Source organism: Allosphingosinicella sp. (genome assembly GCF_059502505.1).
Window position 1 is genome coordinate 1,002,942 of sequence record NZ_JCACEU010000014.1, and the last position, 14,671, is coordinate 1,017,612.

Here is a 14,671-nt window from a genome sequence, read left to right on the forward strand (position 1 = left end):
GCGCGCCCGGAGGTCTAGAGGCAGCCCTAGACCCCGTTCCTCGAAAGACTCAAGCCTTGGCCACAGCCACCATCGCCAGCGCCGGCGCGGACGCTACGGCAGCCGCGCGCGCCGAAATCCGCCGCCTTCATCGCGCCCCTGAACCGGACGTGCTGGCGCCGTTGCTTCAGGCTGCCGCGCTCGATCCCGAATCGCGCCGCCGCGTCGAGAGCCGCGCCCTCGGCATGCTCGCGGAGCTGCGTTCGGCGCAGGCGTCGGGATGGGTGAACCAGTTCCTGCAGGAATATCGCCTCAACACGTCGGAAGGCGTCGCCTTGCTGTCGCTGGCCGAGGCGTTCCTGCGCGTTCCCGATCCGGAGACCGCCGACCAGCTGATCGCCGACAAGCTCGGCAATGCCGACTGGAAGGCGCATGCCGGCAAATCGCATTCGACCTTGGTCAACAGCGCGACCTGGGGCCTCGTTATCGGGCGGGCGCTGGTCAGCGAGACCGAGCAGGCGAGCGCCCTGAAGCGGCTGATGGCGCGGGCGGGCGAGCCGTTCGTCCGTCAGGCGGTCGGTGCGGCGATGCGGATGATGGGCGAGATCTTCGTCATGGGCCGCACCATCGACGAGGCGGTCGCCCGCATGCGCAAGAAGGAGAATAGGGGTTTCACCGCCAGCTTCGACATGCTCGGCGAGGCGGCGCGGACCTTCCCGGACGCCGAACGCTACTTCCGCTCCTACGAGGGCGCCATCCATGCCGTCGGCAAGGTGGCTAAGGAAGGCCACTCCATCTCGGTCAAGCTGTCCGCGCTCCACCCGCGCTATGAAGTCGCGCAGTACGAACGCTCCGTCTCCTCGCTGACCGAGCAGGTCGAGGCGCTGGCCACGCTGGCGAAGCGCTACGGCATCGCCTTCACCATCGACGCCGAGGAGAGCGAACGGCTCGACATGAGCCTCGACATCATCGGCGCGGTCGCGGCGCTGCCGGCGCTGAAGGGCTGGGACGGCCTCGGCATGGCGGTGCAGGCCTATGGCAAGCGCTGCAAGCCGACGCTCGCGTGGGCGGATGCGCTCGGCGCCGCCACCGGCCGCCGTATCGCCGTCCGGCTCGTCAAGGGTGCCTATTGGGACAGCGAGATCAAGCACACGCAGGAGCAGGGCCTGTCCGATTACCCGCTTTTCACCCGCAAGGCGGCGACCGACGTCTCCTACCTCGCCTGCGCCCGCGACATGCTGCGCGCCAGGAACATCTATCCCGCCTTCGCCACTCACAATGCGCTCACCGTGGCGACCATCCTCGAATGGGCGGGCGGCAGCCGCGACTTCGAGTTCCAGCGCCTCCACGGCATGGGCGAGGGGCTCTACGAGAGCCTGGTCCGCGAGCAGGGCTATCAGACGCGCATCTACGCCCCGGTCGGCGGGCACCGCGACTTGCTCGCCTATCTCGTCCGCCGCCTGCTGGAGAATGGCGCCAATTCCAGCTTCGTCCACCAGCTCGCCGACGAGAAGCTGACCGACGCCGATATCCTTGCCGACCCCGTCAAGAAGATCGCCGCGGTGGGCGGCACGCGGCACCCGAAGATCCCGCTCCCCAAGGACCTGTTCGGCCTAGAGCGGGAGAATAGCGAAGGCATCGACCTCAACGACCGCGATGAACTGGCGCGCGTCGCCGCGGCGGTGTCTCAACCTCTCGCAAATGCGGTTAGGACCGCTCCCGATCCAAGCCATGCTCCCGGGACGGGGGCCGGCAACGTGACGCGGCCGGACCACGCACCGGGCGACGCGAAGGTGATCGCCACGGCGGCCGTCGAACGCGCCCTCACCGGCTTCCCGGCCTGGAGCACCCGCAGCATCGAGCATCGCGCCGGCTGCCTCGATCGCCTCGCCGATCTGCTCGAGGAGCATCGCGATGCATTGATGCGGATCGCGGTGCAGGAGGCGAAGAAGACGATCCCGGACGCACTCGGAGAGGTGCGCGAGGCGGTGGATTTCTGCCGCTATTACGCCGCTCAGGCGCGCGCCGGGCTGCAGCCGATCGAACTTCCCGGTCCGACTGGCGAGCGCAACATGATGCGGATGGAGGGGAGGGGCGCCTGGGTCTGCATCGCCCCGTGGAACTTTCCCCTCGCCATCTTCCTCGGCCAGGTCACGGCCGCGCTGGTCACCGGCAACACCGTCGTTGCGAAACCCGCGCCGCAGACGCCGGAGATCGCCGGCTATGCGGTGCGGCTCGCCCATCGGGCGGGCGTGCCCGAGAACGTGCTCGTACTCGCCGTCGGCGGGCCCGAAATCGGGCAGGCGCTGATGGAGGACACGCGCATTGCCGGCGTCGCCTTCACCGGCTCGACCGCGACCGCCAAGCGCATCGCCCGCACCCTGCTCGAGGACGACGAGCGGCCGATCGTGCCGCTGATCGCCGAGACCGGGGGCATCAACGCGATGATCGTCGATTCCACCGCCTTGCCCGAGCAGGTGGTGGCGGACGTCGTCACCTCCGCCTTCCGCTCGGCCGGCCAGCGCTGCTCAGCGCTGCGCGTGCTGCTGCTCCAGGAGGAGATCGCCGAGCGCACGCTGGAGATGCTGTCCGGCGCCATGGATACGCTCGTCGTCGGCGACCCGGCCGATCCGCGCACGGATGTCGGCCCGGTGATCGACCAGGGCGCGTATGACCGGCTGATGGGTCGCCGGGCCACTATGCAGGGCCGCTGGATCCACACAGTGAAGGCACCCGAAGCGGGCCTGTTCGTGCCGCCGACGGCGATCGCGGTCGACCGGATCGAGGACGTGGGCAAGGAGTGGTTCGGGCCGCTCCTCCACGTCACCACCTGGAAGGCGGGCGAGCTCGCCGAGAGCGTAGCCAGGGTGAACCGCAGCGGCTTCGGCCTGACGATGGGCCTCCACAGCCGCATCGCTCGTGCGGCCGAAGCGGTCGAGGAAGTGGCGAAGGTCGGCAACCTCTACGTCAACCGCTCGATGATCGGCGCGATAGTGGGTTCCCAGCCGTTCGGCGGCGAGGGCCTCAGCGGCACCGGCCCCAAGGCCGGCGGCCCCCACTATCTCCCGCGCTTCTGCACCGAGCGCGTGACCAGCACCGACACCACCAGCTCAGGCGGCAACGCGACGCTGCTCAGCCTGGAGGATGTGGGCCTCTAATCCGCTTCATCGCGCACGCCGTCGGCTTTGTCGTTGTGACCGAGGCTCCGTCGAGCGGGGGTTAACCTTGGTCGCCCGACACTGCGTCCTGCCGCGGACTACACCTAAGCGAGTCTCAGAACATCGTTCAGGAGATTCGCAGATGCTGTTTCACGTTTCGCTGGAGGCGGACGATCCCCGCCATGTCGCTCATGTCTTCGCTGAGATTTTCGGCGGCGCCGCAGCGCCCTTTCCGCCGATCGGGGACGACAGCTGGGTGGCGCTCGCTGGCGACGACCGCGGCACGATGATCGAGGTCTATGCGAGGGGTACCGAGATGCACCTCGCGCCGGGCGATGCCGATGCCGTCGGCATGATGGCTCCGATGCGTCGCAACAACGCAACCCACATCGCGATCGCCACGCCGATGGAGATGGACGACATCTTCGCCATTGCAGAGCGCGAGGGCTGGCCGGTGAAATATTGCATGCGCGGCGCTGCGTTTGGCGTGATCGAATTGTGGGTCGAGGGCTGTCAGCTCGTCGAGGTGCTGACGCCGGCCATGCAGGCGGAGTATCTGGAGGCGATCACCATCCCCAATTACCAGGCGATGATCGCCCGCTTCCAGGCGCAGCGCTTCGCCCAGGCGGCCTAGCTCCTATTTCCGCGAAAGCGGGAATCCCGCTTCTCCTTTGCATCCCCTTGGGGAGAAGCGGGCTATTTTTCCGAAGGGTCCGAGGGCTCCAGATTTTCCGTCGCCACCATCTTCACGTGCGGGAAGGGATCGACGAGGGTGCCGTCGGGCGCCGCGGTGAAGTTGACGGTCGTCGGATAGGCGAACTCGATCCTTTGGTCGGCGAAGCGGCGCAGCAGCGCGACGCAGACCGCGCTGCGGGTCGCGAAGGCAAGTTCATAATCCGTCGTGTGGACGTCGAACTGCAGCTCGAAATCCAGGCTCGAGGCACCGAAAGCCGTCATGCCGCAGCGGACGAACGTCGTGTGCTCATCGCTGGTGACGATCTCGCGGGCGATGCCGGGGATCGCCTCCAGCACGTCCGGGCCGGTCTGGTAGACGACACCGAAGCGCAGCACGAATCGGCGATGCTCCAGGCGGGCGAAATTGTGGATCTGCTTGCTGAGCAGGTTGGTGTTGGAGATCACCACCTCCTCCCCGTCCAGCGACCGGATCCGCGTCGTCTTGAGGCCGATCTGCTCGACCGAGCCCGAGAGCTGGTCGAAACGGATGCCGTCGCCGCGGCGAAAGGGGCGGTCGAAGATGATCGAAAGCGCCGCGAACAAGTCGGAGAAGATGCCCTGTGCGGCAAGGCCGATGGCGATGCCGCCGATGCCGAGGCCGGCGACGAGGCCGGTGACGTTGACGCCGAGATTGTCGAGAATGACGATCACAGCGATCGCGAACAGGGCGACCGTCACCAGCAGGCGGATGATCCCGATCGCAGAGCCGAGGGTGCTGTGGGAATCGTCGACTCCCACCTTGTGCTGGACGAGGCCAAGGATCAGCTCGCGTGCCCAGATCGCGGCCTGGAAAGCGGCGGCGACCACGAACAGAATGTTGATCGCGCGGAGCACGCTCGGCGGCGTCGCGGCATGCTCGGCGACCAGCTCCAGAGCGCACATGACGATGAAGAACATCGTGGTCTTCGACAGGACGCGCCCGATGATGGTGCTCCAGTCGATGCCGTCGGTCTGGCTCCTCACCAGCCGGTGGCCGAACGCCCGCAGCGCCAGCAGGATCAGGACGATGACGGAGGCGGCGCCGGCAGCGACCAGGATGTTGACCGCGTTGCCGGTCACCCAAGCTGACGCCTCGTTTGCGAAGCGGGCGCCTTTCTCGCTGAGGTTCTGCGTGGATTCGGCGATTGCGGGCGAGTTGGCATTGCTCATGGGGCCGGCCTCCTAGCCCGAAGCGACGGTTGAAGCCAAATCAGGCGCCGGCGAGGGAGGCCTTCAGCTGCGCGCGCGCGTCTGCCGGAACCGTCGGTTCTCCCTTTGCCTTGGCCTTTTTTGCCTGCTTCGCCGCTTCCTTCGGCAAGGCATCCAGGAATTCGATCAGACCGCGCTCGTAGGCGCTGAGATGCGCCGTGGTGCGCGGCAGCTTGCGCTCGCCGATCGCGCCCGCATCCTTCAGCGCCTCGATCAGCGCCGGATGGACATAGGATTTCCGGCTAATCGCGGGCGTGTTGCCGAGCGCCTCGGCAACCGGCGCAATGACGTTCTTGAGGTTGATCTTCTTCTCGGTCTCGTGGCGGCGCACGATCTCCTCGAATGCAATCACGCTGGCGCCCCAGGTGCGGAAGTCCTTGGCGGTGAAGTCGTCGCCCATGGCCTCTTTGATATAGGCGTTGACGTCGCTCGAGCTCACCGGACAGATTTCCCCATCCTCATTCTGATATTCGAACAGATGCTGGCCAGGCAGGTCCTGGGTCCGCTTGGCGATACGGGCGAGATTACGGTCTGTAACGGTTACCGTTCGCTTGATGCCGTGCTTGCCGGCATAGGTGAGCTTCACCTTGCCGCCTTCCACCTTCGCATGGCGGTTGCGCAGGGTCGTCGCGCCGAAGCTCTTGTTTTCCTTCGCATATTCCTCGTTGCCGACGCGGATGTGGGTGCTCTCGATCAGCCGTACCACCGCGGCGATCACCGTGTCCGGCGCTGTCGGCTTGCCCTTGATATCCTCCTCGATCTTCTTGCGCAGCTTGGGCAAGGCGCGGCCAAAATGGGCGAGCCGCTCATATTTGCGGCTCTCCTGCTCGGCCCGGAAGTCGGGGTGGTAGCGATACTGCTTGCGGCCGCGCGCGTCGTAGCCGATCCCCTGGAGATGCCCGTTTGGATCGGGACAGAACCAGCACTTCTCGTAGGCCGGCGGCATTCCGATCGCGTTCAGCCGCTCGATCTCCTGGCGGTCCGTGATGCGCTTGCCGTCGGGGCCGTAATAGCCCCAGCCGAGCCGCATCTTCTTGCGGATTATGCCGGGTTTGCTGTCGTCGACGAATTTGAGCATCCGCCTAGAATGGACGCGCGGGCGCTTCGTTCCGGCCCGGAAATCAGGCGGTTGCCGGCTCCGGTCTCGCGGACCTCTTCTTGCCCCAGGGTTCGCGTTTCGCCTGCTGGTCCATGCGGCGGACAACGGTGTCGAAGCCGATCTGGACCGCCAGCAGCATGTAGACGAAGGGCTGCCACGCGATGGCGACGAACAACGCCCCGATCAGGTAAATGATCTGGGCGTTCTGGAGGGCGGTCGCGAGGGGCGAGATCCAGCTCCTGTCGCCCACGGCATCGCGATAACGGCGGCGCAGCACCTCCATGCGGATCAGGCCGGCGGCGTGGATCAGCAGGAAGAGGATAAGGCCGGGGAAGCCCTGCTCGCCCAGCATCTCGAAATAGCTGGAGTGATAGGCGCGGCCGGCCTCCTGGACCTGCGCGCTCCGCACCGTCTCCACGTTGCCGAGGTCGCGCGTCTGCACCATGTTCACGTTGAGACGGTTCTGGCGATAGGCCTCGAAGCCGCCGCCCATCGGCTTGTCCTGCACATATTCCCAGGTCCACGCCCAGACGGCCAGGCGGGTGCTCGCCGACGCGTCGGCCTCATAGGACTGGATGGTGCTCATCCGGCTGGTGAAGCTGTCCGGCAGCATCGGCACGGCGCCCGCGACCGCGATCGCCACCATCGCCATATAGCCGATGCGGTTCTTGACGTTGCGGAGCATCAGGATGGCGAGCGCGGCGATGCAGACGAGGCCGGTGCGCGCCTCAGTGCCGACCGGGATCAGCAGGCAGGCGAAGATCAAATTGTAGGCGAAGAGCCTGACCCGCCAGTCGCGCGGATAGACGGTGCCGAAGCGAGCGAGCCAGAGGATCACCGGGATCACCGCGATCGCCACGGTCGAGATCTGGCTGCCCTCGTAGAGGCCGCTGTTTGTGTCGACCATCAGGTTCAACGCGCCATAGCCGCCGCCCGAGGCCGCGGTCTTGATGCCGCCGACGATGATGATCGCCGCGGCCGACAGCGTCATGAACAGGAGATAGGCTTCGAGCCGGAGCCTGGTGCGCAGCGTGAGGGGCAGGAAGATCGCCCAGAGCATCGATTTCCACACCCATTCCCACTTGAACAGGGCGTCGGTCAGGAATTCGGCATTCCACGTCGACCAGCCGGCATAGAGCAGGAGCAGTAGCATCAGCCCCTGGCGCGCGGTGAAGCGGAAGGCGCGTTTGTCGTCGGCGATCAGCCAGCCGAGCATCGCGAGCGTCGCGACGATCATCGACACCGGCACCAGGTTCAGCATGTAATAAGAGAGGCGCTGCGGCGCGACGATGTCGACATAGGCATAAGCGAGCACGAACAGGAACGGCCGCCGGAAGCCGAGCGCGAGCAGTGCCACAAGGAAACCGACAAAGGCGAGGTCACGCACCTTTGCGCACCTTCTTCAGGGCATCGGTGATGGGGCCGCCGCCCGTGACGGGTGGGGGGCCGGCAGCGTTCTCGTCATCGAGATCGGGGCGGGAGAGCAGACGCCAGGCGGCAAGGATCAGGAGGCCATGGCTCAATCCAAGGGCGAAATTGTCGATCATGCCTGCCGTGTCCGCGCCCTGTGCCCTCGGCGCTGTTTACGCGGTCGTCGTTGCCTTGCCGTTAATTGTCCCGGCCGCCCCAAAGTCGATCATTCCTCCGCAAGACTAATTTGCTAGGGGGGGGCGATGGCTGGGCTGTTCCTCGTGCAGACGCGCGAACCCGAATTCGCGGCGGCGGCTCTAGCCGGAGCGCGGGAGCAGTTCGCGCTTCACGGCTTCAGTGGCGTGACGGAGACGGAACTGCCGGGATGGCGGCTGCTCCACGCGCCCCCGATCATCGGCGGCCCGGATTGCCTGCTGGTCCAGGGCGACGATCTCGTGGCCGTCGCCGGCACGCTGACCTGCGACGGCAAGATCGGCAGGCCTGCGCTGGAGGCGTTGCTGGAGATGGTGGCAGCGGGCGATCTCGACTGGTCGCGGATCGGCGGGCATTTCGTGGCGCTGGTGCGGGCGGTCGGACAATTGCTGCTCTTCACCGACTATTTCGCCTCGTTCCAGCTCTTCCACGACGCGGACCTGCGGCTTTTCTCGACCTCGCTGCTGGGCGCCGCCCGGGCGCTGCCGCGGCTGACTCTCGACAGGCAGAGCGTCTACGAATTCGCGTTCAACGTCGTGCCGCTCGGGAACGACACGGTGATCAGCGAGCTGAAGCGCCTCGGCCCGTTTGAGGTCGCGGACCTGCGGCATGACGGAGCGATGCTCCGGCCCGTGGCCAAGCCGCTTCCGGACGCGCCGGTGGAGATGCCGATCGTGGAGCGGATCGCCGTCCACCGGGAGCGCCTCGGCGGCATCGTCCGCGATCATCTGCAGCTGTTCGGGGACCGGGTCTTCTGCCCCTTGTCGGGCGGCCTCGATTCCAGGCTGCTGCTGTCGATCCTGCGCGCCGAGGGCTGCCGCCCCAGCGTCTATGTCTATGGAGCGAACGACGGCGCCGATGTTCGCGTCGCCAAGGCTATCGGACGGGCAGAGGGGTTCGAGGTCGAGTGGTTCGACAAGGACGGCTATGCGCTCGTCGCGCCCGACGCATTCCCGGCTTTGGTCGAGAGCACCTTCCAGGACCATGACGGCCTGCCTAATTTCGGTGGCCTGTTCGACAATGGCGGCAACGCCGCCGCCCGCGACGCCCGCCATGCCGGCGGCGCGCTCGCTGCCTCCGGCGGATGCGGCGAGGTCTTCCGCAACTTCTTCTTCCTGCCGGACCGTCCCACCACCGCCGGCACCGTCGCCCGCGCCTTTTTCGCCCGCTACAGCAAGGCCGAGGCCACCAGCCTGTTCGACGAACGCCAGTTCCTCCGCGCGATCGAGGACAAGATCCTCGCCGACCTCGGCCTGCCGGGCGAGCGAGGGAAGCTGCCGCGGACGGTGATCGAGCAGATCTATCCGCGTTCACGCTGCCGGTCCTTGTTCGGCAAGGAGATCAGCGACGAGGCGCGGCACGGCGCTTACATGATGCCGTTCCTCGATCATCAGGTGGTCGCCGCCGGCCTGACGGTGCCGATGCACCTCAAGAATGCCGGCCGCTTCGAGGCGATGCTGGTGAACGCGATCGATCCGGCGCTGGCGCGGCAGCCCTCCGCCTACGGTCACGATTTTGCCGGCCAGCCGGGCCTGGGCCACCGCCTCAGTGAATGGTCGACGCGGGTGCGGCCGGCTTGGGTGCGGCACCGCAGCTATGCGGTGCAGCGCAGGCTCGGCACCGCCGGCGACGAGCATGGCGGTCTCCTCGGGCCCGAATATCTCGGCCGGGTGATCGACCTCGACTTCCCCGTGATGCGCCGCTTCTTCCATCCCGAGCGCGTCAACGACAATGGCGTCTACCGGCGCATCGCCTGCCTCGAATATTTCGCGAACAGGCTCGGCTCCCGGCTCGCCCTCTAACGGCGGGCGTAGCTCTGGATGCCGCGACCGAGCTGATTGTTGCGTACGACCAGGGACTCCGGCGTCCAGGCTCCGACGAAGGTCGTCGACCAGGCGAAGCCGGGCACCACCCAGGCCTTGTTGTTCTCGATCACCAGCCCGTCCGAAGGCTGCTGCGCGCCTTCGGGCGCGACGGTGATCATGGTGCTGTAATTTTCCTTGTTCTTGCCCTGGGCGAAGGTGTTGCCGGCGATCCGGCCGACGGCGCCGTTGGGCAGGTCGATATGGTAATTGGTCGACCGGCCCTGGCTGTCGTCGAAGCTGCTGTCGAGCACTTCGATGCGAGCAGCGCGGCTCTTGAGATAATGCCCGCCGGTGCCGCGCTCGAAGCGGCTGTTCGTGACCTTCAGACCGCCATAGCCGCCGATATAGAGAGCATGGGCGCCGCTGCCGTCCGGATGCTTGCCGAGACCGCTGAAGGTCGAGCGCTCGACGATGATCGTGCCGGAGGGATCGTCGGCGGACAGGATGCCGCATTGGGCATCGGCGAAGAGCGTTTCGACGACCTCCAGATCGCCTTGCTCGATGCGGATGCCGGCGCCGTTGCCGTCGGGCACGAACTGGCGCCGGAAGGCGAGGCCCTCGACATGCGCCGACTGGCCGCGCAGCACCAGCGCCGCCTTGCCTTCACAGGTGCCGCCGTCGAACACGGCGGTGCCCGGCACCCGCGCGACATAGGCGATGCGCCCGGCTTCCTGGACGGCGCAGTCGCGATAGGTGCCGGGCGCGATCTGGATAGTGCCGGCTCCGCCGCCGATCGCGCTCACCGCGTCCTGCAGGCGGGCGAAGCTCTGCCCATTCTCGACGAGCAGGAACGGACCTCCCGACTGAGCCGAAGCGGCGCTGGTCAAAAGGGCGGCGGCAAGGATGATGGTACGCATGGCCCAAGGCATATTGGAAAAGGCCAGGGCCCGGTAGCGAGCGCAAATCGGCCGTCCCGCTTCGGCACAGCGAGAGGTCGCGGTTGACGGGGCGTTAAGCCTCCCATGGCAGAGGAAGGGTGCATGCGCATCCTCCACCTCCTCGACCACAGCCTGCCGCTCCACAGCGGCTACACGTTCCGCACGCGCGCGATCGTGAAGGCGCAGCTGGCGAAGGGCTGGGAGGTGATCGGACTGACCGGCCCCCGCCACACGGCGTCGGGGCCGGACCCTGAGACGGTCGACGGCATCACTTTCTACCGCACCCGCGCGCCCGCGGAAGGGCCGTCGCCCCTGCGCGAGTGGCGCGAGATACGGGCAACGCGGCAGCGGCTCGACGCGCTCATCGAGGCATCGCGGCCGGACCTCATCCACGCCCATTCGCCGGTGCTGAACCCGCTCGCGGCGCTGCCGGTGGCAAGGCGGCGAGGCGTGCCCTTGCTCTACGAGATCCGCGCCTTCTGGGAGGACGCAGCGGTCGGCAACGGCACGGGCAGCGACGCTTCGCTTCGATATCGTCTGACGCGCGCGCTGGAGACCCGCGCCGCTCGCAAGGCCGATGCGGTGGCGGTGATCTGCGAGGGGTTGCGTCAGGACCTGATCGAGCGCGGCATCGACGCGGAAAAGATCATCGTCTCCCCTAACGGCGTCGATCTGGGGCTGTTCGGCGAGCCGCCGCCGCGCGACGCCGCTCTGGCGCGCCGGCTCGGCATCGACGGGTCGGACGTGGTCGGCTTCATCGGCTCCTTCTACGATTATGAAGGCATCGACGATCTGATCGCGGCGATGCCGTCGCTGCTGGCCAAAAGGCCACGCGCGTTCCTGCTGCTGGTGGGCGGCGGGCCGATGGAAGCCAAGTTGAAGGCCCAGGCAGACGCCTCGCCGGCGCGGGCGCGGATCTGCTTCGTCGGCCGGGTGCCGCATGAGGAGGTCGATCGCTATTACAGCCTGATCGACGTGCTTGCTTATCCAAGGAAGAAGATGCGGCTGACCGACCTGGTTACGCCCTTGAAGCCGCTGGAGGCGATGGCGCAGCGCAAGCTCGTCGCCGCTTCGGACGTCGGCGGCCATCGTGAGCTGATCGAAGACGGCGTTACCGGCACGCTCTTCGCGCCCGGTGATCCGGCGGCGATTGCCGAGTCGCTCGACAAATTGTTCGGCGAAAGAGCGGGTTGGGAGCGCAGGCGCGAAGTCGCTCGACGGTTCGTCGAAACCGAACGTAACTGGTCGTCAAACATTTGCCGTTACATCCCCGCTTACCAAAAGCTGACCGGCAAGGCGCTCTAGATGGCAGAGAAGATCAAGTTGAAGGCAGCAGGGAACGGTCGCGCATCGCCGCTCGATACGGCGATGGCCGTCTTCGCGGCAGCTTCGGTGGCCTTCGCTACCTACGTGATGCCGGCCGATCTCCTCGCCCGCGTGATCGCGATCAGCAGCCAGACCGGCCGCGCCGCTTTGTCCCTCGTCGCTGCCATCGCCACCTTCGCGGGCGTGGCGCTGCTGCTGCGGGCGCTGAGCAAGCCGCCGGGCAGCCGCCGGGCCCCGGTCGAGGTCCCGAACGAGCCGCCGCGGCTGCGTCGTGCCGACATGCATCCCGACGCTCCGGCGCGCACGCCGATCCTGGCCGGCCGCGAGCTGGGCGTGCCGCTCGACGACATGGCCGTCGACGAACGCGCAGATGAAGCGGTCGATGTCGAGGACGTCGAGAATGTCGATTATGAAGCCGAATGGGAGCGTCCGCTCCCGGGTTTCATCGCGAGCGAAACTGACGAAGCCGACACAAGCGCGACCGTCGATGAGGTCGCGGAAGTCGATGCCGAGCCGGCGCGCGAGTCCGATCTGCCCTTCTGGGTGCCGGACGATGCGTCCGCCGACGAGGTGGTGGAAGAAATAGAGCCGGCCGAGACTTCTTTCGAGGAGCCGGAAGTCGGCGAAAGCGACGAGCCGCCGGCAGTGCCCTTCTGGGCTGAGGCGTCCGTCGTGGTGGATCCGGAGGACGAGGAGCTGGTGCTCGACGAGCCCGCGCTGGTGGCGCAGGAGGAGTATCCGGAACTGGATGAGCTTGGTCAGCGGCTGCCCAAGAAGCAGGCTCTGGACCATGAGAGCATCGACGGCCTCGTCGATCGTCTTGAAACGGGGGTAGGACGCCGCAAGCGGGCGACCTGGACGCCAAGCGCGCCCGTGTCCGAAGAGGACCGGAAGCTTGAGGAGCGCCTGCGCGGCGCGATCAGCGACCTGCGCAAGATGTCGCGCGGCTGACACCTCAAACCTTCTGAGTCGTCGCTCCGAGCTCGCACCGGGGCGCATCTTTTCTTGACGACCCGCTCTGGCTTCTAAGCATCCTCCACGGTCAAGGCTTCGAGCCTGAGCCGCACGCTGGCCTGATCCACTGGCTCGCGGGAGACCAGGGCGATGTCCGCGAGAATGTGGCCGCGCAGGTTGAGCTCGGCCGTATCGAGGCCATCGCACAGCCGGTCGGCTGCCGCCTCCGCGCCATCTCCTTCGAGCCGCAGCCCGAGCTCGTGCCGCGCACCCGTGAAGGTGACGCTCGCCCAGCTGCGGCTGCGTATCTCCTCGAAGCAGATGTCGAAGTTCACGAAGTTGACGATCGCGCGCAGCAGCGAGGTGGTTGCGTCCGGGCTCAGCGAGAACATGATTTCATCCCCTCGCTAGGATCACGCGCCGCAATGTAAGCGGCGACGCGCGCGCTGACCTCCGGTCCCGGCTCGCGGCCGCGGCGCAGGTCGAAGACGAATTGCGGATCCTTGAGGCACTCGCGGCCAAAGCGGGTCGGCGGCGTCCCGCTGCGCCGCAGATGGCGCTCGATAATGCTGAGCAGGTGCATGGCTTTCCTTTCGAATCAGCTGCTGTTCCTGCTATGTTCCGTCATAGGAAATTTCCTACTTGTCTAGGAAAATTCCTATCTCTATAGGAAGTCATGGCTGAAGCCGATCCTCGCATTGTGCTGGAGCGCCTCGTGCGGGAGCGGGGAGAGGATTATGCCGGCCTGTCGCGGCTGCTCGGCCGCAACGCCGCCTACATGCAGCAATTTATCCGCCGCGGGACGCCGAAGCGGCTCGCGGAGGACGATCGCCGCACGCTCGCGCGCTATTTCAAGATCGACGAGGCATTGCTCGGCGGACCGGCGGCGTCCGCATCGCCATCCGGCAATGGCCCAGTCGCGGTGCCGCGCCTGCGGGTCGAGGCGTCGGCGGGACCCGGCGCCTTTGCCCAGGACGAGCGGGCGCGCTCGCACCTTTCCTTCGATGCCGCCTGGCTCCGGCGGCTGGCCGGCGACGTCCGGCGGCTGTCGATGATCGCGGTACGCGGAGATTCCATGGCGCCGACGCTGAAGGACGGCGACGAGATCCTGGTCGACGAAGGGGACGCAGCCGGCCGGCTAAGGGACGGCGTCTATGTGCTGAGGATGGACGACGCGCTGCTGGTGAAGCGGCTCGCGCTCAACCCGTCGGGGCGAACCATCACCGTGGTCAGCGACAATCCCGCCTACATGAACTGGCCGGATTGCGACCCGGCCGATTTCGACATCGTCGGGCGCGTCGTTTGGGCGGGCGGGCGGATCGCCTAGCCGTAATAGCGCCTATCGCGCCACCACAAGGCCAGTGCGATCAAGACGCCGAGGGCGCCGCCGGCGAGTAGTCCTGCGCTCGCCTGCCGGAGCATGGCGCCCCCGATCGCCCCCGCCATGATGCAGACAGCGAGGATGAAGCCGCCTGCGCGCGTGCCTTTGCGTCTGGTCTTTTCCATCGCTCTTTCATGGCAGTTTCAGTCGGGCCGAGCCAGTCGTCGTGATTAAGATCCCGTTGATAATTAACATCCGCCAAATGGAAACCGCTGCCTGCCTACACGCCTGGAACAGGCAAGGGAGCGCCCACTTGGAAACCTATGTTCATGTCGATCGTGCGGATCTGGATCAGGCGCAGGAGCTGATGACGATGTTCGGTGAGCTTGCCGTGGTCGAGGCCGCCCAGCGCGCCGACCGCAGCCGCGCCGTCGGCAACGTCATCCATTTCTGCCAGTGGCGGCAGATCGAGCGCGCGATCGAGATGCTGAGCGTCCCGCACGCCGTCGGAACGGTGCACTGACCCGCTGATCCCCACCTCCCGC

15 protein-coding genes are annotated in these 14,671 nt (G+C 66.8%); 7 read left to right on the top strand and 8 right to left on the bottom strand.

The window, feature by feature from the left end; all coding sequences use genetic code 11:
• Window positions 1-116 precede the first annotated feature (116 nt).
• Both putA and AC5JBD_RS07365 read left to right on the top strand, forming a co-directional pair.
• Window positions 117-3,137 carry a bifunctional proline dehydrogenase/L-glutamate gamma-semialdehyde dehydrogenase PutA gene (gene putA, locus AC5JBD_RS07360; protein WP_495721204.1) on the top strand — a complete coding sequence of 1,007 codons (3,021 nt, stop codon included), beginning with the start codon at window positions 117-119 and terminating at the stop codon, window positions 3,135-3,137.
• Between the two features lie 142 nt (window positions 3,138-3,279).
• On the top strand, window positions 3,280-3,771 hold the full coding sequence (locus tag AC5JBD_RS07365) for a hypothetical protein (RefSeq protein ID WP_495721101.1): 492 nt from the start codon (window positions 3,280-3,282) through the stop codon (window positions 3,769-3,771).
• Window positions 3,772-3,833: 62 nt separating this feature from the next.
• On the opposite strand, the gene AC5JBD_RS07370 is transcribed toward AC5JBD_RS07365, so the two are convergent.
• From AC5JBD_RS07370 to AC5JBD_RS07385, 4 genes are read right to left on the bottom strand one after another with little or no spacing between them, the layout of a single operon-like run.
• Window positions 3,834-5,021: a mechanosensitive ion channel family protein gene (locus AC5JBD_RS07370; protein WP_495721102.1), complete on the bottom strand. Its 1,188-nt coding sequence runs from the start codon at window positions 5,019-5,021 to the stop codon at window positions 3,834-3,836.
• A gap of 40 nt (window positions 5,022-5,061) precedes the next feature.
• A complete protein-coding gene (locus tag AC5JBD_RS07375; RefSeq protein ID WP_495721103.1) occupies window positions 5,062-6,138 on the bottom strand; it encodes a DNA topoisomerase IB in 1,077 nt (358 codons plus the stop codon).
• 43 nt (window positions 6,139-6,181) lie between these two features.
• On the bottom strand, window positions 6,182-7,546 hold the full coding sequence (locus tag AC5JBD_RS07380; RefSeq protein ID WP_495721104.1) for a putative O-glycosylation ligase, exosortase A system-associated: 1,365 nt from the start codon (window positions 7,544-7,546) through the stop codon (window positions 6,182-6,184).
• Window positions 7,539-7,706 carry a hypothetical protein gene (locus AC5JBD_RS07385; protein WP_495721105.1) on the bottom strand — a complete coding sequence of 56 codons (168 nt, stop codon included), beginning with the start codon at window positions 7,704-7,706 and terminating at the stop codon, window positions 7,539-7,541. The genes AC5JBD_RS07380 and AC5JBD_RS07385 overlap by 8 nt, the downstream gene beginning before the upstream one ends.
• A gap of 126 nt (window positions 7,707-7,832) precedes the next feature.
• Between AC5JBD_RS07385 and AC5JBD_RS07390 the strand changes: the two genes are divergently transcribed.
• Complete coding sequence (locus tag AC5JBD_RS07390; protein ID WP_495721106.1) at window positions 7,833-9,584, top strand: hypothetical protein; 1,752 nt, start codon at window positions 7,833-7,835, stop codon at window positions 9,582-9,584.
• Here the strand turns inward: AC5JBD_RS07390 and AC5JBD_RS07395 are convergent.
• Window positions 9,581-10,504 carry a right-handed parallel beta-helix repeat-containing protein gene (locus AC5JBD_RS07395; RefSeq protein ID WP_495721107.1) on the bottom strand — a complete coding sequence of 308 codons (924 nt, stop codon included), beginning with the start codon at window positions 10,502-10,504 and terminating at the stop codon, window positions 9,581-9,583. The two genes, AC5JBD_RS07390 and AC5JBD_RS07395, sit on opposite strands and share 4 nt — an antisense overlap.
• A gap of 123 nt (window positions 10,505-10,627) precedes the next feature.
• Here AC5JBD_RS07395 and AC5JBD_RS07400 point away from each other — a divergent pair, with 123 nt between their 5' ends.
• Entirely contained in the window at window positions 10,628-11,830 is a 1,203-nt protein-coding gene (locus AC5JBD_RS07400) for a TIGR04063 family PEP-CTERM/XrtA system glycosyltransferase (RefSeq protein ID WP_495721108.1), read from the top strand.
• Entirely contained in the window at window positions 11,831-12,802 is a 972-nt protein-coding gene (locus AC5JBD_RS07405; RefSeq protein WP_495721109.1) for a hypothetical protein, read from the top strand. It begins immediately after the preceding gene.
• A gap of 74 nt (window positions 12,803-12,876) precedes the next feature.
• On the opposite strand, the gene AC5JBD_RS07410 is transcribed toward AC5JBD_RS07405, so the two are convergent.
• Window positions 12,877-13,197 (bottom strand): hypothetical protein, encoded by a 321-nt coding sequence (locus AC5JBD_RS07410; protein ID WP_495721110.1) that lies wholly within the window; start codon window positions 13,195-13,197, stop codon window positions 12,877-12,879.
• On the bottom strand, window positions 13,185-13,388 hold the full coding sequence (locus AC5JBD_RS07415) for a hypothetical protein (protein WP_495721111.1): 204 nt from the start codon (window positions 13,386-13,388) through the stop codon (window positions 13,185-13,187). Before AC5JBD_RS07415 ends, AC5JBD_RS07410 begins: the two co-directional genes overlap by 13 nt.
• A 93-nt stretch (window positions 13,389-13,481) precedes the next feature.
• Here AC5JBD_RS07415 and AC5JBD_RS07420 point away from each other — a divergent pair, with 93 nt between their 5' ends.
• Complete coding sequence (locus tag AC5JBD_RS07420) at window positions 13,482-14,132, top strand: S24 family peptidase (protein ID WP_495721112.1); 651 nt, start codon at window positions 13,482-13,484, stop codon at window positions 14,130-14,132.
• Here AC5JBD_RS07420 and AC5JBD_RS07425 read toward each other — a convergent pair.
• Window positions 14,129-14,311, bottom strand: a complete 183-nt coding sequence (locus tag AC5JBD_RS07425; RefSeq protein WP_495721113.1) for a hypothetical protein — start codon at window positions 14,309-14,311, stop codon at window positions 14,129-14,131. The genes AC5JBD_RS07420 and AC5JBD_RS07425 overlap by 4 nt on opposite strands.
• 128 nt (window positions 14,312-14,439) lie before the next feature.
• On the opposite strand from AC5JBD_RS07425, the gene AC5JBD_RS07430 reads away from it, so the two are divergent.
• Window positions 14,440-14,649, top strand: coding sequence for a hypothetical protein (locus AC5JBD_RS07430; protein ID WP_495721114.1), 210 nt, complete (start codon window positions 14,440-14,442; stop codon window positions 14,647-14,649).
• Window positions 14,650-14,671: the final 22 nt, after the last annotated feature.